This window comes from Lentzea sp. NBRC 102530, assembly GCF_030269365.1.
GTDB lineage: Bacteria > Actinomycetota > Actinomycetes > Mycobacteriales > Pseudonocardiaceae > Lentzea.
In genome coordinates this window covers 196389-213500 of sequence record NZ_BSTF01000014.1, presented here as the reverse complement: position 1 = coordinate 213500, position 17112 = coordinate 196389, and the positions used below count along the sequence as shown (strand labels likewise).

Annotated in this window: 21 protein-coding genes; 7 read left to right on the top strand and 14 right to left on the bottom strand. The window is 70.3% G+C overall.

Annotation, left to right across the window (positions count from 1 at the left end; translation table 11 throughout):
• Positions 1-104 precede the first annotated feature (104 nt).
• The 8 genes from QSK25_RS32930 to QSK25_RS32895 form a co-directional block, all read right to left on the bottom strand.
• Positions 105-914 carry an ESX secretion-associated protein EspG gene (locus QSK25_RS32930; RefSeq protein WP_285644082.1) on the bottom strand — a complete coding sequence of 270 codons (810 nt, stop codon included), beginning with the start codon at positions 912-914 and terminating at the stop codon, positions 105-107.
• Positions 914-2119, bottom strand: coding sequence for a PPE domain-containing protein (locus tag QSK25_RS32925; RefSeq protein WP_285644081.1), 1206 nt, complete (start codon positions 2117-2119; stop codon positions 914-916). The genes QSK25_RS32930 and QSK25_RS32925 overlap by 1 nt, the downstream gene beginning before the upstream one ends.
• Position 2120: 1 nt before the next feature.
• Positions 2121-2486, bottom strand: a complete 366-nt coding sequence (locus tag QSK25_RS32920; RefSeq protein ID WP_285644080.1) for a transcriptional regulator — start codon at positions 2484-2486, stop codon at positions 2121-2123.
• Positions 2487-2583: 97 nt separating this feature from the next.
• Positions 2584-3165 (bottom strand): DUF3558 domain-containing protein, encoded by a 582-nt coding sequence (locus QSK25_RS32915; RefSeq protein ID WP_285644079.1) that lies wholly within the window; start codon positions 3163-3165, stop codon positions 2584-2586.
• A 6-nt stretch (positions 3166-3171) separates the two neighbouring features.
• Positions 3172-3738 carry a GNAT family N-acetyltransferase gene (locus QSK25_RS32910; RefSeq protein ID WP_285644078.1) on the bottom strand — a complete coding sequence of 189 codons (567 nt, stop codon included), beginning with the start codon at positions 3736-3738 and terminating at the stop codon, positions 3172-3174.
• Positions 3739-3834: 96 nt separating this feature from the next.
• Positions 3835-4614, bottom strand: a complete 780-nt coding sequence (locus tag QSK25_RS32905) for an HAD-IA family hydrolase (protein WP_285644076.1) — start codon at positions 4612-4614, stop codon at positions 3835-3837.
• Positions 4584-4970, bottom strand: coding sequence for a DUF1707 SHOCT-like domain-containing protein (locus QSK25_RS32900; RefSeq protein ID WP_285644074.1), 387 nt, complete (start codon positions 4968-4970; stop codon positions 4584-4586). The genes QSK25_RS32905 and QSK25_RS32900 overlap by 31 nt, the downstream gene beginning before the upstream one ends.
• A gap of 43 nt (positions 4971-5013) precedes the next feature.
• Positions 5014-6786 (bottom strand): acetyl/propionyl/methylcrotonyl-CoA carboxylase subunit alpha, encoded by a 1773-nt coding sequence (locus tag QSK25_RS32895; protein WP_285644072.1) that lies wholly within the window; start codon positions 6784-6786, stop codon positions 5014-5016.
• Positions 6787-6920: 134 nt separating this feature from the next.
• Here QSK25_RS32895 and QSK25_RS32890 point away from each other — a divergent pair, with 134 nt between their 5' ends.
• Positions 6921-7577 carry a hypothetical protein gene (locus QSK25_RS32890; protein ID WP_285644070.1) on the top strand — a complete coding sequence of 219 codons (657 nt, stop codon included), beginning with the start codon at positions 6921-6923 and terminating at the stop codon, positions 7575-7577.
• A 4-nt stretch (positions 7578-7581) separates the two neighbouring features.
• On the opposite strand, the gene QSK25_RS32885 is transcribed toward QSK25_RS32890, so the two are convergent.
• The 3 genes from QSK25_RS32885 to QSK25_RS32875 form a co-directional block, all read right to left on the bottom strand.
• Positions 7582-8868 carry a dicarboxylate/amino acid:cation symporter gene (locus tag QSK25_RS32885; protein ID WP_285644068.1) on the bottom strand — a complete coding sequence of 429 codons (1287 nt, stop codon included), beginning with the start codon at positions 8866-8868 and terminating at the stop codon, positions 7582-7584.
• Between the two features lie 183 nt (positions 8869-9051).
• Positions 9052-9651: a Maf family protein gene (locus QSK25_RS32880; RefSeq protein ID WP_285644067.1), complete on the bottom strand. Its 600-nt coding sequence runs from the start codon at positions 9649-9651 to the stop codon at positions 9052-9054.
• Positions 9611-11020, bottom strand: a complete 1410-nt coding sequence (locus QSK25_RS32875; protein WP_285644066.1) for an MFS transporter — start codon at positions 11018-11020, stop codon at positions 9611-9613. The genes QSK25_RS32880 and QSK25_RS32875 overlap by 41 nt, the downstream gene beginning before the upstream one ends.
• A 77-nt stretch (positions 11021-11097) precedes the next feature.
• On the opposite strand from QSK25_RS32875, the gene QSK25_RS32870 reads away from it, so the two are divergent.
• On the top strand, positions 11098-11484 hold the full coding sequence (locus tag QSK25_RS32870; protein WP_285644064.1) for a hypothetical protein: 387 nt from the start codon (positions 11098-11100) through the stop codon (positions 11482-11484).
• A 63-nt stretch (positions 11485-11547) separates the two neighbouring features.
• On the opposite strand, the gene QSK25_RS32865 is transcribed toward QSK25_RS32870, so the two are convergent.
• Positions 11548-11772, bottom strand: a complete 225-nt coding sequence (locus QSK25_RS32865; protein ID WP_285644062.1) for an acyl-CoA carboxylase subunit epsilon — start codon at positions 11770-11772, stop codon at positions 11548-11550.
• Positions 11769-13406 carry an acyl-CoA carboxylase subunit beta gene (locus tag QSK25_RS32860; RefSeq protein ID WP_285644061.1) on the bottom strand — a complete coding sequence of 546 codons (1638 nt, stop codon included), beginning with the start codon at positions 13404-13406 and terminating at the stop codon, positions 11769-11771. Before QSK25_RS32860 ends, QSK25_RS32865 begins: the two co-directional genes overlap by 4 nt.
• Positions 13407-13523: 117 nt before the next feature.
• Between QSK25_RS32860 and QSK25_RS32855 the strand changes: the two genes are divergently transcribed.
• From QSK25_RS32855 to QSK25_RS32845, 3 genes are read left to right on the top strand one after another with little or no spacing between them, the layout of a single operon-like run.
• Complete coding sequence (locus QSK25_RS32855) at positions 13524-14324, top strand: biotin--[acetyl-CoA-carboxylase] ligase (protein WP_285644060.1); 801 nt, start codon at positions 13524-13526, stop codon at positions 14322-14324.
• A gap of 13 nt (positions 14325-14337) precedes the next feature.
• Entirely contained in the window at positions 14338-14862 is a 525-nt protein-coding gene (locus QSK25_RS32850; protein WP_285644059.1) for a PH domain-containing protein, read from the top strand.
• The gene (locus tag QSK25_RS32845) at positions 14849-15778 is read left to right on the top strand and encodes a hydroxymethylglutaryl-CoA lyase (RefSeq protein WP_285644058.1); all 930 of its coding nucleotides are present in this window, start codon (positions 14849-14851) and stop codon (positions 15776-15778) included. The genes QSK25_RS32850 and QSK25_RS32845 overlap by 14 nt, the downstream gene beginning before the upstream one ends.
• Position 15779: 1 nt before the next feature.
• Here the strand turns inward: QSK25_RS32845 and QSK25_RS32840 are convergent, their stop codons facing one another.
• On the bottom strand, positions 15780-16217 hold the full coding sequence (locus tag QSK25_RS32840) for a MaoC family dehydratase (RefSeq protein ID WP_285644057.1): 438 nt from the start codon (positions 16215-16217) through the stop codon (positions 15780-15782).
• A 97-nt stretch (positions 16218-16314) separates the two neighbouring features.
• Here QSK25_RS32840 and QSK25_RS32835 point away from each other — a divergent pair, with 97 nt between their 5' ends.
• Together QSK25_RS32835 and QSK25_RS32830 are read left to right on the top strand one after the other, a co-directional pair.
• The gene (locus tag QSK25_RS32835; protein WP_285644056.1) at positions 16315-16800 is read left to right on the top strand and encodes a YbaB/EbfC family nucleoid-associated protein; all 486 of its coding nucleotides are present in this window, start codon (positions 16315-16317) and stop codon (positions 16798-16800) included.
• A complete protein-coding gene (locus tag QSK25_RS32830) occupies positions 16797-17111 on the top strand; it encodes a WXG100 family type VII secretion target (RefSeq protein WP_285644055.1) in 315 nt (104 codons plus the stop codon). The genes QSK25_RS32835 and QSK25_RS32830 overlap by 4 nt, the downstream gene beginning before the upstream one ends.
• The last annotated feature ends 1 nt before the right edge of the window (position 17112 follow it).

The window sequence follows — 17112 nt, the reverse complement described above, 5'->3', positions numbered from 1 at the left end:
CCGGCCGAGCCACGAGTGGTAGCGCGGCGGGCGTTGTCCTTCAGCTGAGAGCTACGGACACCTCGTCTGAACTCACCGCTCTGCCGCCTGGCCTGTCACCCTGGTCAGGCGGTACCCGTGGCCTCCGCCAGCAGTTCGGTCAGGTGGTGGTGCAGGCGGCGGTAGTCGACCGGCGTGATGGTCGACCACGGTGGCTGCCCCTCGGTCGCGCGCCTCATCTGGAGGTAGCGGCCCTTCGGCGTGTCGTAGAAGGCGACCACGCGGTCCGGGCGGTTGCGCTTGCCCCACTTGTCCCGGGCCGCTGCTCCGAACTGGCCCCTGTTGGTCGCGTCGCGGACCATCTCGGCCAGGGTGTGGGCGTCGTTGCCCCGGAGGAGGCCCTGGAGGCCCGTTTCGAGGTCTTCCGGGGTGGTGGCCGCGGCTGCGGCCGCGTCCAGGTCTGCGGACGGCAGGGTGATCGAGTGGCCCTCGCCCGCCGGTGCCGTCGGGAGGGCCGTGAGGGCCTCGCGGGGGAGGCCGTCGGCTTCTGCCGGGCGCAGGATCAGCTGGGTGCCGTCGAGGACGGCGAGGACGCCTGCCTGGCCCTTGCCGCAGGCCAGGAGGCGGAGGCTGCGTTCGTCCAGCCAGATGCGGGCGTCGATCTCCTGTTGCGGGCGGTTGAGGACGTGCAGGAGGTCCTCGAGGGTCGGGTCCAGGGAGCGGGGGCCTCCCAGGCCCCTCGCTCCCAGCTGGCGCCAGACCTGGTCCTCGATGGTGCGCCGTTCCTCGTGGGTCTTGCCCGGTGAGGGGACCTTGAGGACGAGCGGCATCGTCTCCAGGCCCAGGTGGTCCCAGAGGACGTCGAACTCCAGCGTGGAGATGATCACCGGGTCGCGCGTGTCGCTCGTCCCGACGTCCAAGCCGAACAGAGTCATCAGTCGGTCGTGCTCTCCCCGATGACGGGCAGCGAGTAGCTGCCCACGCCGTAGATGTCGTCGCGTTCGCGCAGGTAGTCGGCGGCCTTGTGCTCCAGGTCCTCTTCGTCCTCGCCCTTGCGCGGGCCCATGCCGCCGAACGGGTCGAAGGACTGGGGCATCGGCACGGCGCGCCGGTGGACCTGGTCGTTGTTGTTCTGGGCACCCACCGTGCCCGTCGGGCCCATGGCCGAGCCCGCCGCGCCCGAGACGCCTGCCGCGTGGCCGGCGTTCATCACGGTGCCGGCCGCCGCGGCGCTGGAGGCCGCGGTCGCGCCCTCCTCCATCTGCTTCGGGCCGCCCTCGGGGTTCTGGGAGCCCGGACGGCTGGAGGTGCGCTGGCCGGGGACGCCGATGCCCGCGGTGCCGGTGCTGCCCGGACCGCCCGTGCCGGCCGACGAGGTCGAGGTGTGGGTGCCCTTGGCGGCCGGCGCCGAGGTGCCCGTGCCCGAGGTGCGGGTCGTGGAGCCCGGCGCGCCCGAGCCGGGGCGGGGCGGCGGTGCTGCCGCCGTGCCGCGGGTGCCGGTGGTGGTGCGGCCTCGCGTGCCGCCGGGGCCGGTGCCGTTCGGGCCGACGCCCCAGACCGCCGCCGTGCCGATCTGGGCTCCGCCGCCGTGCGCGACGCCGGTGCCGCTGATCTGCAGCTGCGGGGGCTGGGTGAACTGGCCGAGCGTCGAGGTGTTCGCCGTCGTGGACGACGCGTAGGTGGACATGACCTCACGGGCGCGGCGCTCGGCGGCGTCCTGGGCCGCCTCCTGCTTCTCGTGGTCGGTCTGCCCGCCGAAGAGGTGGGTGATGCCGGTGACCAGGGCGCCGGGCTGCTCGGCGGTCACGGTGACCGGCTTCGGCATGTCGGCGCGGGCCTTCGCGACGTACCCGGCCTGCAGTTCGGCCGAGACGCGCATGACGTCGGCGCCGCTGCGGGCGCTGTCGGCCCAGGCGGCGACGGGGTTGAGGCCCGACTGCGCCATCTCGGCGGCCTTGCCCTCCCACTTCGCGCCGGAGAGCGTGATGCCCTTGTGCAGGTCGTCGTTGATCTCCGTCAACGCCGCCGAGACGCCTTCCCAGCGCTGCATCGACGCGAAGGAGGCGGCGGCACCCGGACCGGAGTGGATGCGTTCGTACAGCTCTTTGTGGCTGTAGCCCTGCCAGCGGTGGTCGGCCATGTCAGCACCCGCTCTTGTTCATCATGCCGGTGTTGTCGCCCTCGACCACGTTGTACTGCCGCTCGATCTGGTTGAGGTTGTCCATCGCGGTCTTGAGCTGTCGCTGGTAGTTCAGCAACGCCTGCAGGGCCGAGTCGCCGTCCGAGATCGAGCGGTCGTTGAACTTCTCGGCCGCCTCGGCGCTGACCGGGTCGCCCGCCCACGGCCGCACGCGGAACTCGGTGATCGCCATCTCGATCTGCTTGTCCAGCTTGATCAGCGCGGCCGAGAACGTGTTGCGCAACGCGGGGATCGCCTCCGGCTCCACGTTCAGCTGGTGCGCGGCCGGCGGCGAGGCGTCGGCCCCGCTGCGTCCCCCTGGCGGCATGGTGAAACCTCCGGCGATTGTGCCTACAAGCGCTTCGACACTCTAACCACCGAAGGTAACGCTGGGGAGTGCGATCAGTGACATCCGCCCGTGTGGGTCAGCGCTTCTGGAGCAAACTGGCCATCGCCGCCTCTGCCACACGCTGGGCACCGAGGCAAAGATGATCTTGTTGTACCGCACTGGAATTGCCGCCGTCGCGGAACATCACGTCGAGGAACTGCCCATCGGCTACGTCTATCTCGACGTTGCAGACGTCGTGCACGTCGGGTGTGCGGACAGTAATCGCCGCAAACCCTTCGATGACCCCGACCGTGTAGTCGACCTGGGCGTTCTCCGACAGCCACACGTCCGCGCCGGAGACCGTCACGAGCGCCAGCCGGGCCACGTTGCCGCTCGTCGTGCTGCGGATGGTGCACGCCCGCGCGCCGCCGAAGCTCGGCTCCACGTACGCGCTGGGCGGGTTGTCGAGGCTCAGCGCGGTCAGCTGGTCGGGCGACAGGATCCCGCACGGCTCGACGGCGTCCAGCGGCACCGCGCGCGGCCGTTGCGGGAAGTCCATCTGCGACGTCGTCGTGGGCGAGGGCGGCGGAGGCGGCGGGGTGGTCAGCGAACTCTGCTCAGGCGGGGCCGTGCACCCGGCCAGCACCAGCACGACGATGAGCAGCCCCGTGGTCCGCATGGCCGGTCACCGTAGCTGCTCGGGGAAGGGATCCGACGCCAGTCGTGACCACAGCAACTGGTCTTCGCGCTGATCATCGACCATCGCCTCCTCGCGAAGACGACCCTCAAGAGTGAATCCGCACTTCTCCGCGACCCGCTGTGACGCCGTGTTCGAGACCGCGTGCCGGTACGTCACCCGGTGGATGTCCATCGCGCCGTACACCCAGCCGAGGACGGAGTTGAGCGCCTTCGGCAGCACGCCCTTGCCGCGGTGCGCGGGCTGGCTCCAGCACATCACCTCGGCGGACGCCAGGTGGTGGTCGACGTTGTGGATCACGATCCCGGCCCACACCTCGGCCGTCACCGCCTCGCACACCGCCCACGACCAGCGGTAGTCCTTCTCCCAGCCGTCGGCCAGCAGCATCACGAGCGTCTCGGCGGACGGCGCGTCCTGGCCGGTCAGCCGCGGCATGTAGCGGCGGGTCTCCCGGTCGGCGAACGCCTCGGCCAGCGCCGGCACGTCGTCGATGCGGTCGTCGCTGCGGAAAGCGCGCAGGTAGTACTCGCCCGCGTTGATCTCGACTGGCTCCACGGCGAGGAGGCTAGCCGCCGCTGCCACAACGCACGCGGGGACCTTTCGTTCGCGTGGGGCGAACGAAAGGTCCCCGCGTGCCGAAGAGAAAAGGGGCTAGCTGTCGCCGGTGAAGCCCTCGTGCTGTTCCGCGAGCGCGTCGAGTTCCGGGCGGTGCGCGGAGGCGGGCGAGCCGTCCGGCGCGGTGGTCAGCTCGACCACCCAGTCCACGTCCTCGGCGTCGTCCTCGCCCGCGAGCATGTCCCGGTGCACGAGGCACGGCCCCCAGCCGTCCTCCAGCAGTTCGGCCGCCAGCTCCTCGGCCTCGTCGCGGTCCGGCAGGATCAGCAGCACGGTCGGCGGGATCAGCCCGCGCACCGCCAGCGCCGTCCGCAACGCCGCCGTGTCCGGCACGTGCACGCCGTCCAGCCCGGCCGCCGAGGCGGCCAGGGCGTTCGCCTCGGTGTCGTCGCAGAACACGCCGGACGCGTACCCGAGTTCGTCCAGCACACGCCGGAAGATCGCGGGATCGGGCTTCGCGAGGCCGAGCCGCGAGGAGTTGAAGACCGCGTCCACCTCGGCGTCGAGGCCGAGCGCCACGAGGTCGGACTCCAGCCGCGTGGTCGCGTTGGTCAGCAACGCCACGAAGCACTGCCGCCGGGCGACGCGCACCAGCGCCAGCGCCTCGGCGACCACCTCGCCGGCCGAGACCGGGAACCCGGCTTCCGCCCGCCACTGCTCGTCGGTGATCTCTCCGGTGATCGCGCGCCGCAGCAACGACGGCTCGAACGCGCGGGCCGCGACCTCGGGCGCGACCGGTGGGAACGACCTCAGCACGCCGTCGAGGTCCAGCAACAGCAGGGGTTTCAGCGCCGGCGTCCGTTCCAGGTGCCCCACAGGATCGCCACGGCGGGCACCAGCAGGAAGATCAGCGGGTTCTTGACCAGCGCGAAGAACAGGATCACCGTCGCGATGCCCACGACGGGCACGACCGCGCTCTCCCACCGGCGCGCGGGCGCCTTGGCGGGCTCGTTGAACATCGGCACGGGCGCGACGAACTGCGGCCGCGGGTCCGGGAGGTCGTAGAACAACGCCATCAGCTCGCCGCGGGTCTTCGCGGTGGTGATCTTCGCGGACCGCTCGCCGTACTCGGTGATGTCGATGCGGCCCGCGCTCATGTGCTCGCCGAGCACCTGCAACGCCTGCTGACGCTCGGTGTCACCGATGCGGATGTCCCTCGCCGGGTCGCTCACGAACTCAATCGTAGGTGAGCGACCCGGCGGGAGAAGCGGACACTCAGTCCTTCAGCTCGCAGATCACAGTGCCCTGGGTGATCGGGTCGCCGGGCGCCGCCGCGAGGCCCGTCACGGTGCCCGCCTTGTGCGCCGTCACCGGGTTCTCCATCTTCATGGCCTCCAGGACCACGATCAGCTCGCCCGCCTCGACGGTCTGCCCGTCCTCGACGGCCACCTTCACGATCGTGCCCTGCATCGGCGCCGCGACCGCGTCACCCGACACCGCCGCCGCACTGCCGCCCGCGCGCTTCGCCTTGGGCTTCTTCGAGGCGGCCGCAGCGGCAGGACGAGCCGAACCCATCGCGAGGTCACCCGGCAGCGACACCTCGAGACGACGGCCGCCGACCTCGACCACGACGGTCTGGCGGGGCGTCTCCTCGTCGGCGGCCTCGGCCGAACCGCTGAACGGCGCGATCTGGTTGTCGAACTCGGTCTCGATCCATCGCGTGTGGACGGTGAAGCCCTCGGGCTTCTCGGCCGTGAACGCCGCGTCCCGCACGATCACCCGGTGGAACGGCAGCACGGTCGCCATGCCCTCGACGACCATCTCGTCCAGCGCCCGGCGCGACCGCGCCAGCGCCTCCTCCCGCGTCTCGCCGGTGACGATCAGCTTGGCCAGCAACGAGTCGAACTGCCCGCCGATCACCGAACCGCTCTCGACACCGGCGTCCACGCGCACCCCGGGACCCGACGGCGCGACGAACGAGGTCACCGTGCCGGGCGCGGGCAGGAAGCCGCGACCGGCGTCCTCGCCGTTGATCCGGAACTCGATGGAGTGCGCACGGGGAGCGGGGTCCTCGGTGAACCGCAGCTTCTCGCCCGCGGCGATGCGGAACTGCTCGCGCACCAGGTCGAGACCCGTCGTCTCCTCGGACACCGGGTGTTCGACCTGCAGGCGCGTGTTGACCTCCAGGAACGAGATCGACCCGTCGAGGCCCACGAGGTACTCGACCGTGCCGGCGCCGTGGTACCCGGCCTCCAGGCAGATCGCCTTGGCGGAGGAGTGGATCGTGGCGCGCTGCTCGTCGGTCAGGAACGGCGCGGGCGCCTCCTCGACCAGCTTCTGGTGGCGGCGCTGCAACGAGCAGTCGCGGGTGCCGACGACGATCACCGTGCCGTGCGTGTCGGCGAGCACCTGGGCCTCGACGTGGCGCGGCTTGTCCAGGTAGCGCTCGACGAAGCACTCGCCGCGGCCGAACGCCGAGACGGCCTCGCGGACCGCCGAGTCGAACAGCTCGGGGATCTCCTCCATCGTGCGGGCGACCTTCAGGCCGCGGCCGCCACCGCCGAACGCGGCCTTGATCGCGACCGGCAGCCCGTGCTCCTGCGCGAACGCGATGATCTCGTCCGGCCCGTTGACCGGGTCCTTGGTGCCGGGCACCAGCGGCGCGCCCGCGCGCATCGCGATGTGCCGTGCGGTCACCTTGTCGCCGAGGTCGCGGATCGCCTGCGGCGTCGGGCCGATCCACGTCAGCCCGGCGTCGATCACGGCCTGGGCGAAGTCGGCGTTCTCGGACAGGAAGCCGTAGCCGGGGTGCACGGAGTCGGCGCCGGACTGCGCGGCGGCCGCGAGCACCTTCTCGAACGAGAGGTAGCTCTCACCGGGGGTGTTGCCGCCCAGTGCGAACGCCTCGTCGGCGAGCCGCACGAACGGCGCGTCGCGGTCGGGATCGGCGTAGACGGCGACGCTCGTCAGACCGGCGTCACGGCAGGCTCGGATGACCCGGACGGCGATCTCACCGCGGTTCGCGATGAGCACCTTGCGCAGCGACACGGCGTCGTACCTCCTGCTGGACCGGTTATTTACGGCTCTGGCTGGTGCCGCAGTCTACGGAAATCGATGAACTCCGAGAGGGAGAGACGGCTCACTTCACATCCATCGTGAGCCCATCGAGCACAATCAGCGACGTGGGAGGAACCAGGTCCGTGCAGGTGGTCGCCGTCGCCGCCGCCGTGGTCGTCGTCGCGGGGGTGCTGTTCGCCTATTTCCAGAGACCTTCCGGCACCGATTCAGGTCAATCCGGTTCGGACACCGGAATGCGCTGCGGTACCACCGTCTGCCAGGTCGTGATCGGCAAATCGGTCGGCAAGGACCTGGTGGAGGTGCTCACCGGGACGGGTGGCGGGCGGATCAGGGTGACCGGCGCCTCCGGTCCGTACGTCTTCGAGATGACCATCGCCGAGGCGGGCGCGGTGATCACCGACCAGTCGCTGTTGTGCTCGGACGCGCCGGTCGGCGTGTGCCTGGTGCGCGGCGACGCGGACGGCAAGGTGGTCGGCGAGGTGCTGATCCGCAAGGACGGCGTCTGGTCGCGCGCGCAGTCGACCTACCTGTCGAACGCCGGGTACCTCGCGCTGCACGACGTGGACGAGGACGGCACCGCGGACATCGTCTCGGCCCAGCGCGCGTGCGACGGCCAGTGCAACGACGCGTTCGTGCAGGTGTTCTCGGCGCTGGGGGCGAACGTCGGCTGCACGACGCCGGCACCGGCGCGGGAGCAGCTCCCTGGCTGGCCCACACCGGTGCCGAAGTTGTCGCAACTACGTCCGTGCGCTGATTCCTAGCGCACTAGGCCTTCACGAGCTCCGGCTCGTCGGCCGCGACCGGCTCCTCGATGAGGTGCTCGGTGCGGGCCACGACCACCGGCACGGTGATCTGCCCGGCCACGTTGGTGGCGGTGCGCATCATGTCGAGGATCGGGTCGATCGCGTAGACCACGGCCACGCCGGTCGCGATCACCTGAGGAGGCAGGCCGACGACGCTCAGGGTCAGCGTGAGCATCGTGTACCAGCCGGTGGTGCCGGCGGTGGCGAGCGCGCCGAACACGGCGACGAGCACGATGCCGACGTACTGCCACACCGAGAGCTGGATGCCGAAGAGGTTCGCGATGAAGATCGTCGCGACGGCCGGGTAGACCGCGGCGCAGCCGTCCATCTTGGTCGTGGTGCCGAGCGGCACGGCGAAGTTCGCGTACTCGTTCGGCACGCCGAGGTCGGTGGCGGCCTTGCGGGACAACGGAAGCGTGGCACCCGACGAGCGCGACACGAACGCGAACTGCAGCGCGGTGCCGGCCTTGCGGAAGAACTCGACCGGCGAGGTCCTGCCGACGAACTTCAGCAGCACCGGGTAGACCACGAACAGCACCAGCGCCGAACCGAGGTACACCGCGAGGATCAACGAGAACAGCGGCTGCACGAACGAGTTGCCGTACGAGGCGACGGCGTTGCCGATGAGGCCGAAGATGCCGATCGGCGCCAGCAGGATGATCCAGCCGACGACCTTCTGCACGATGTCGAAGAACGACTTCACCAGGTTCGTGAACGGCGCGGCCTTCTCGCCGAGCGCGTAGGCGGCGAACCCGACCAGCACGGCGATGAACACGACCTGCAGCACGTCGCCCTCGGTGAACGCGCTGAAGATGTTGGTGGGCACCAGGTTGTCGAGCAGCGCCTGCCACGAGCCGGACGCCCGCTTGGCGAGCTTGTCGACGGCACCGGCGGCGGGTTCGATCTGCAGGCCCGCGCCGGGCTTGAGGATCGAGGCGACCGCGATGCCGATCAGCACCGCGATGAACGACGTGATGGCGAACCACAGGAACGTCTTGCCGCCGAGGCGCGCGGCGGTGCGGCCGCCACCGAGGTTCCGCAGCGACGCGATACCGACGACGATCGCGGTGAACACCAGCGGGATGACGGTCAGCTGGAGCAGCGCGGTGAAGGTGGAGCCGATCTTGGCGAGGACGGGCGCGAGCCACGTGCCCTTGCCGAGCCAGCCGGCGAGCGCGCCGAGGACGAGCGCGCCGAGCACGGTGAAGCCGAAGACCTTGGGCTTTCGGTATGTCTGGACGAACGACACTGGAACATCTCCTGGGCAGGGATGAGCGGAACGGGGCGGCGGAGGCGTTTAGCTCCGACAGCCCGTGCTCGTCCTGCGTGCCAGGTCGATGTGCCTGCGACGCGTCAAGTACTCGTTCACCGCTAGCCCCCAACGCCGGCGTTGAGGGCAGTCTTCCCCGATCGGGTGAACTGTGACCAGGGTCTACCAGAGCGTGGACACGGAAACGCCCACCTGGCCGAGCAGCTTCCGGGTGAGCGGCAGGCTGATGCCGATCACCGACGTGTGGTCGCCCTCGATGCCGTCGATGAACCAGCCGCCGCGGCCGTCGATCGTGAACCCGCCCGCGACGTGCAACGGCTCGCCGGACGCGAGGTACGCCTCCAGTTCCTCGTCCGACGGCGTGCCGAACCGCACGGTCGTGGACTCGGCCGCTGAAGCCCGGTCGACGACCTCGCCGCCCGACACCCGCAGCACGGTGTGGCCGGTGATCAGCTCGCCGCTCTTGCCCGCGACCCGCCGCCAGCGCTCGCGCGCGACCTCGGCCGTGCCGGGCTTGCCCACGAGTTCGCCCTCGAACAGCAGCATCGAGTCGCAGCCCACGACCACGCACTCGTCGTCGTGCTCGATCGCCTCGGCCTTCGCCGCGGACAGCGCGACGACCGTCTCCTCCGGCGTGGGGTTCTGCAGGGACGCGACCAGCGCGTCCTCGTCGACACCGGAGACCCGGACGACGGGCTCGACGCCCGCTGCCCGCAGGACGCTAAGACGGGCGGGTGACTGGGAGGCCAGGATCAGACGCACGCGGCGAGTCTGCCACGCTCGGGGCGGCGACCTGCCGGAAGGCGAGCGCGGCCGCGATGCCGAGCACGGTGACCGCCAGCAACAGGTAGAACGCGGCCCGCACGGCCGAGGTGAAGTCCCCGGTCGCCGCCAGCACGATCTGCAGCACCGCGGCCGTCACCGCGCTGCCCAGCACGTTCCCGAACTGCCTCGACGTGTTGTAGATGCCGGACCCGGCGCCGAGCAACGACCGGTCGAGCGTGCGTGTGGAGATGTTCGTCAGCGGCGAGAACACCATGCCCATGCCGACGCCGAGCAGCACCATCGACGGCAGCAGCACCCATTGCGAGCCGTCACCCAGCAGGAACGTCATCACCAGGATCCCCGCGCCCATCAACGCGAACCCGATGATCGGCAGGTACTTGGCGTCGGCCCGGTTCGACCAGCGCCCGGCGAAGATCGCCACCACCCCGGACATCAGCGACGCCGGTGCCGTGACCAGGCCCGTCATCAGCGGCGACAGCTTCGGCACGGTCTGCAGGAACAACGCGAGCGGCACGAACACACCCGTGACCGTGATGCCGATGGCGATGTTCGCGACGTTGCCCAGCGAGAAGTTGCGGTTGCGGAAGATCCGCAGCGGCATCAACGGCTCGGCGTTGCGCGCCGAGGCCTGCCAGAACACGAACGCGGCGAGGAACAGCACCCCGGCCGCGATGATCTCGGCGATGGTCACGGGTCCCGCGACCCGCCCCCACCCGTAGTGCTCGCCGTTCTGGATGCCGAACACCAGCAGCCCGAGCCCGAGGCAGCACAGCACCACGCCGAGCACGTCGAACTTCGGCGCCCGCCCCGGTTGCAGGTCGGGCACCCACAGGAACAGCAGGACCAGGGCGAGCACGCCGATCGGCAGGTTCACGAAGAAGATCCACTCCCAGCCGAGGTGCGTGACCAGCACCCCGCCGAGCAACGGCCCGGAGACCGTCGCCAGCCCGGCCACCGACCCCCACATGCCGAGCGCCGCACCCCGCTTGGCCGGCGGGAACAGGTGCGTGATGAACGCCATCGTCTGCGGCGTCATGGCCGCCGCCCCGAGCCCCTGGAACACGCGGGCCGCGATCAACGCCTCCGCGCTCGTCGCGAGGCCGCAGGCCAGCGAGGCCCCGAGGAACAGCACGAGCCCGATCCCGTAGAGCCGCTTCGGCCCGAACCGGTCACCCAGCCGCCCGGTCAGCAGCAACGGCACCGCGAACGCCAGCAGGTAGGCGCTCACCACCCAGATGACGTCGTTCAGGGACGCGCCCAGGTCGGTGATCATCGACGGCAGCGCGACGTTGACGATGGTCGTGTCCAGCAGCGTCATGAAGAAGCCGATGCACAGCGCGTACACGGTCCGCCAGTTCTCGCGGTCCGTCCGAGTAGTACTACTGATGCGCGATCACCTCTTCAGTCGGCACTCTCGGCGGAGTGAAGCGCTGGGTGCTTGTCCTCACCGAACGCGGTTCCGATCGCGAAGGCAAGCGCAGACGGATCGCGGCACTTTTCGTCGTCATCGGCGGACTCATTGGATCGTGGGGCGTTGGAAGCGTGCTCGCGAGTGACCCGATCGGGTACGGCGTACCCGTCTGGCCGTTCGCCGACACCGCGGACCGCGCGGAGAACGCTCTGCTGAGCCAGGTCGTGCCCGCCGTGCGGTCCGGATCGGCGTTCAACCACGCCGGCGTCGAGGTGCTGCGGCGGAGTCAGGCGTACGGCAGCGCGTTCTGGACGTTGAAACTGCAGGTGGACGGCGAGACACGGTGCCGCGAGGTAGCCGTGGGCCTGACCGTGACGAGCCGCCGCGTGGACTGCTGAACGACGCACGCGGGGACCTTTCGTTCGCGCCACGCGAACGAAAGGTCCCCGCGTGCGGCTGGATCAGCCGGGGAAGCCCGAGGCTCGCCAGGCGCCCGGCCCGTGCTGGAGCGGCCGGCGCACCCGGCGGGCCGGGTTCGCCCACTCCGAACGCCGCTTCGGCGCCTCCTCGACCGGCGCGGCCGAAGCCAGCCCGGCGATGACGGCCGTCAGCGCGGCCAGCTGGTGGTCGTCCGGTGTGCCCTTGACGACCTTCAGCAGCGGCACGTTCTCCTCCGGCGCGCTCACAGCGGGATGTTCCCGTGCTTCTTGGGCGGCAGCGTCTCGCGCTTGTCCCGCAGCATCGACAACGCCCGCGCCACGTACCCGCGCGTGTACGACGGCGGGATCACCGAGTCGACGTACCCGCGCTCGGCCGCCACGTACGGGTTGCAGAGGGTGTCCTCGTACTCCTGCTGGAGCCGGGCCCGCAGCGCGTCGACGTCCTCACCGGCGGCACCGGCCGCGGCCAGCGTCTTGCGGTGCACGATGTTCGCCGCGCCGGACGCGCCCATGACGGCGATCTGCGCGGTCGGCCACGCGAGGTTGATGTCGGCGCCGAGGTGCTTGGAGCCCATGACGTCGTACGCGCCGCCGTACGCCTTGCGCGTGATGACGGTGACCAGCGGGACCGTCGCCTCGGCGTAGGCGTAGATCAACTTGGCGCCGCGCCGGATGATGCCGTTCCACTCCTGGTCGGTGCCGGGCAGGAAGCCGGGCACGTCCACGAACGTGAGCACGGGGATGTTGAACGCGTCGCAGGTGCGCACGAACCGCGCGGCCTTCTCGGAGGCGTCGATGTCGAGGCAGCCCGCGAACTGGGTGGGCTGGTTCGCGACGACACCGACCGACTGGCCGTCCACCCGGCCGAAGCCGACGAGGATGTTCGGCGCGAAGAGCGGCTGCACCTCGAGGAAGTCGCCGTCGTCGAGCACGCGGTTGATGACCTCGTGCATGTCGTACGGCTGGTTCGCGGAGTCCGGGATGAGCGAGTCGAGCTCGCGGTCCTCGTCGGTGATCGAGTCGGAGAGCGCACCGACGGCGAGCGTGCCCTCGAACGCCGGGGTCTCGCTCAGGTTGTTGGACGGCAGGTACGACAGCAGTTCCTTGACGTACGCGATCGCGTCCTCCTCGTCGCTGCCGAGGTAGTGCGCGTTGCCGGACTTGGTGTTGTGCGTGCGACCGCCGCCGAGCTCCTCCATCGTCACGTCTTCACCGGTGACGGTCTTGATGACGTCCGGGCCGGTGATGAACATGTGCGAGGTCTGGTCGACCATCACCACGAAGTCGGTCAGCGCGGGGGAGTAGACGTGCCCGCCCGCGTTCGAGCCCATGATCAGCGAGATCTGCGGGATCACGCCGGAGGCCTTGACGTTGCGGGAGAAGATCTCGCCGTAGAGGCCGAGCGAGACGACACCCTCCTGGATGCGCGCGCCGCCGCCCTCGTTGATGCCGATGATCGGGCGGCCCGTCTTGATCGCCAGGTCCATGACCTTGACGATCTTCTCGCCGTAGACCTCGCCGAGCGACCCGCCGAAGACCGTGACGTCCTGGGAGAACACGCACACCGGACGGCCGTCGACGGTGCCGTAGCCCGTCACGACGCCGTCGCCGTAGGGGCGGTTGCGCTCCTGGCCGAAGTTGGTGGAGCGGTGCCGGGCGAGTTCGTCCAGTTCGACGAACGAGCCGGGGTCGAGCAGGAGGTCGATGCGCTCGCGGGCTGTCTTCTTGCCCTTCGCGTGCTGCTTCTCGACTGCACGTTCCGAGCCGGCGTGAACCGCCTCGTCGTTGCGCCGGTAGAGGTCAACGAGCTTGCCCGCGGTGGTGTGGACGTCGGGCGCGTTCGCGGGGACGTTCCCGATCGGCTCGGTCGCACTGCTCATGGGCTGGCAGCCTAACGAGACCATTGCTGAACTGCCCCGTGCAGTTGTCCAGGTCACGGCAACCTGTCGGCAATCTCCGATCGCACGTACTCTCTTCCGTTCCAATAGCCTGGCGCGATGACCACCGCACTCGACGCAGAAGAGCTGCGCTCCCGGCTCGTCGCCCCCAACGGCCCGTACGCCGCCCTCGACGTCGTCGAGACCACGGCCTCCACCAACGCGGACCTGGCCGCCGCGAACGCCGCCGACCGCACCGTGCTGATCGCGCTGGAGCAGACCGCCGGGCAGGGGCGTCGCGGCCGCAGCTGGTCGTCGCCGGAGGGCGGGCTCTACGTCAGCGTGCTGTTCCGCCCGGACGTCGCGCCCGCGAAGCTGCCGTGGCTCAACCTGATCGCCGGGCTGGCGCTCGTGCGCGTCGCCCAATCGGTTGGTGTCGAGGCGACCCTGAAGTGGCCGAACGACCTGCTGCTCGGCTCCGGGCCCGGCAAGGGCGCGGGCATCCTGTCCGAGATCACCGCCGACGGCTCGGTCGTCGTGGGCATCGGGCTCAACGTGGCGAAGCTGCCGGCGGACGTGGAGGCCGCGCCCGGTGGTCTCGCGCCGACGTCGTTCGAGGACGAGGGCGCGGACGAGCTGGACCGCACCGAACTCGCGTTCCGGCTGCTGGTCGAGCTGGCCCAGCTCGAAGGCGTGTGGCGCAAGAACGAGGGCGACGCCGAGGAGTCCGGGGTGCTGGAGGAGTACACCGAGCACTCCTCGACGCTCGGCCAGAACGTCCGCGTCGAACTCTCCGGTGGGGTTCAGCTCCAGGGCGTGGCGCAGCGCATCGAGCCGGACGGCACGTTGGTCGTGCGCGGCACCGACGGGGCGGACCACGGCGTGTCCGCAGGTGACGTGGTGCATTTGCGTCCGGCGTAGTTAGGGTTGCCCCATGGCGTACCCCGACGACCTGCTGAGCTCCGGCGAGCACGTCGTGATCCACAAGCACCCCCACTGGAAGATGTTGATCTTCCCGGTGTTCTGGCTGCTGGTGGTGGTCGCGCTCGGCACCTACCTGGCCGGTCTCGTCGGCGGTCAGTCGTGGGGCTTCATCGCCCTGATCGCACTGGCCGTCGTCGCCGTGGTCCTGGTGCTGTGGCTGACGGTGACGCCGTTGCTGCGCTGGCGGACGACGCACTTCATCATCACCTCGGACCGCGTGATGTACCGCGAAGGGGTGTTCAAGCGCACAGGCCTCGACATCCCTTTGGCCCGTGTCAACAGCGTGCGTTTCGAGCACTCTTTCGTGGACAGGCTGCTGGGCTGCGGCACGTTGATCATCGAGTCGGCTTCGGACGAACCGCTCGAGTTCGACGACATCCCGTCCGTCGAGAAGGTGCACACCATGCTCTACCGCGAGGTCAACGACAACCCCGAGGACGACTTCCAGCCGAGGCGGCTCGATGGGCGCGCGTGAGGCCGGCCTGCCCGACGTCGTCGCGGGTGCGTCGCTGCCGTCCGCCGTCACGATCTGGGAGGTCGGGGCGCGCGACGGGCTGCAGAACGAGTCCGCGGTCGTGCCCGTCGCGGTGAAGCTCGAGTTCCTCGACCGGCTGGCCGCCTCCGGACTGTCCGTTTTGGAGGCCACGTCGTTCGTGCACCCCAAGTGGGTGCCGCAACTGGCCGACGCGGCCGAGGTGCTGGCCGGGCTGAAGCCCGCTGACGGCGTGATCTACCCGGTGCTGGTGCCGAACGAGCGCGGGCTCGACCGGGCGATCGAGGCCGGCGTCACGCACATCGCGATCTTCGCCTCCGCCACGGAGACGTTCGCGTCGCGCAACCTCAACCGGACGCTCGACTCGCAGTTCGAGATGTTCGAGCCGACGGTCGCGCGGGCGCTCGAAGCCGGGATGTCGGTGCGCGGGTACGTGTCGATGTGCTTCGGGGACCCCTGGGAGGGACCCGTGGCGCAGTCGCAGGTCGTGTCCGTCGGCGAACGACTGCTCGGCATGGGGTGCTCGCAGGTGTCGCTCGGCGACACGATCGGCGTGGCGACGCCGGGTCAGGTCGAGTCGGTGCTCGGCGGGTTCCGCGACGTGTCGGCGTTGGCCGTGCACTTCCACGACACCTACGGGCAGGCGTTGTCGAACACGCTGGCCGCTCTGCGGTGCGGCGTGACGACCGTGGACTCGTCCGCCGGTGGTCTGGGCGGGTGCCCCTACGCCGAGTCGGCCACCGGGAACCTCGCCACCGAGGACCTCGTGTGGATGCTCGACGGCCTCGGCGTCGAGACCGGGGTGGACCTCGACAAGCTCGTCGAGACCTCGGTGTGGATGGCCGAGCAGCTCGGCCGTCCCAGCCCGTCGAGGGTCGTGCGGGCGCTCGCGAAGTGACTCAGCCGCGGGCGGTGAACATGCCCGTGGCGATGAACCGGAAGACCGGCTGGTCGCCCCTGTGCGCCGTGCCGGCGAACTCCACCAGGCCGAGGTCCGGGCGCTTCTTCGACAGGCGAGCGCTCAGGACCTCCGCCGCGAACGTCAGCGTGTCGCCGGGGTGGACCGGTGCGAGCCACGAGAGTTCGCGGCCTCCCGGCGAGCCCTGCGACGTCGAGTCGGCGAGGACGACGTCCACCCAGCGGCGCATCCACAGCGACGCGGTGTACCAGCCGGAGGCGGACAAACCGCCGAAAATCGAGTTCCTGCCCGCTTCCTCGTCCAGGTGGAACGGCTGCGGGTCGAACTTCTTCGCGAAGTCCAGCATGTCGTCCCGGTCGACGGTCAGGTCGCCGAGCGGGATGATGCGGCCTGCGGGCAAATCCTCGAAGGCGATCATCTCGTTGATCCTACGTAACTGAATCCGCTGGGAACCGATCTAGTGGCAACGGCGTCCTAGAGCCCGAGCCGTGGGCTATGCGTGTGAGGGGGACTCGGTGGACGACCACCGTGCGCAGGTCGAGGAGCTGCTGGCCGACTACCGGCGCAGCCGCGAGCAGCTGGTGTCGGTGCAGCGCGACCTCGCCGCCGTGTCCGGGCGTGCTTCCAGCCCGGACGGGACGGTCGAGGCGACCGTCGGTGCCGGCGGGAGGCTCGTCGGCCTCGAACTCTCCGAGACGGCCTACCGCAGGCACCGGCCGGAGCAGCTGGCCGAGCTGATCGTGCGGACGGTCGCCGCGGCCGCCGCCGGTGCGGCCGAGGAGACCTACCAGGCGTTGAGCACGGTGCTGCCCGCCGCCACGGACCCCGCCGCGCTGGTCGCCGGAACCGCCGACCTGCAGCCGTCCGAGTACGAGGTCTCCGAGTACGACACCGTCGATCTCGGGCAGCAGCCGGTGCGCCGCCGGGTCGACGACGACGAGGACAACGAACAGCGGGAGAGCTGGCTCGACACCGAGCTCATCAACAGGAGGGTCCGATGACCGGGTACTCGGCCGATCTCGACCGGCTGGACTCCGGCGCGCGCGAGATGAAGGGCTTCGCCGGGCAGGCGACCGAGATCGCGGGCGCGCTCGACCGGGCGCTGGCGGGCTTCGGTGCCTGCTGGGGTGACGACGCGATCGGCCGCAGCTTCGCCGCCTCGCACGAGAAGCCCGCCGGTGACGCCTCCGGTGCCCTGGCCGGGCTTTCGGCGACGCTGGGGGAGGTGGGCGACAAGCTCGCTTCCACCGCCGCCACCTATCGGCACGTCGAGGAGACCAACGCCTCCGGGATGAGAAGGTTGGACGGCTGAC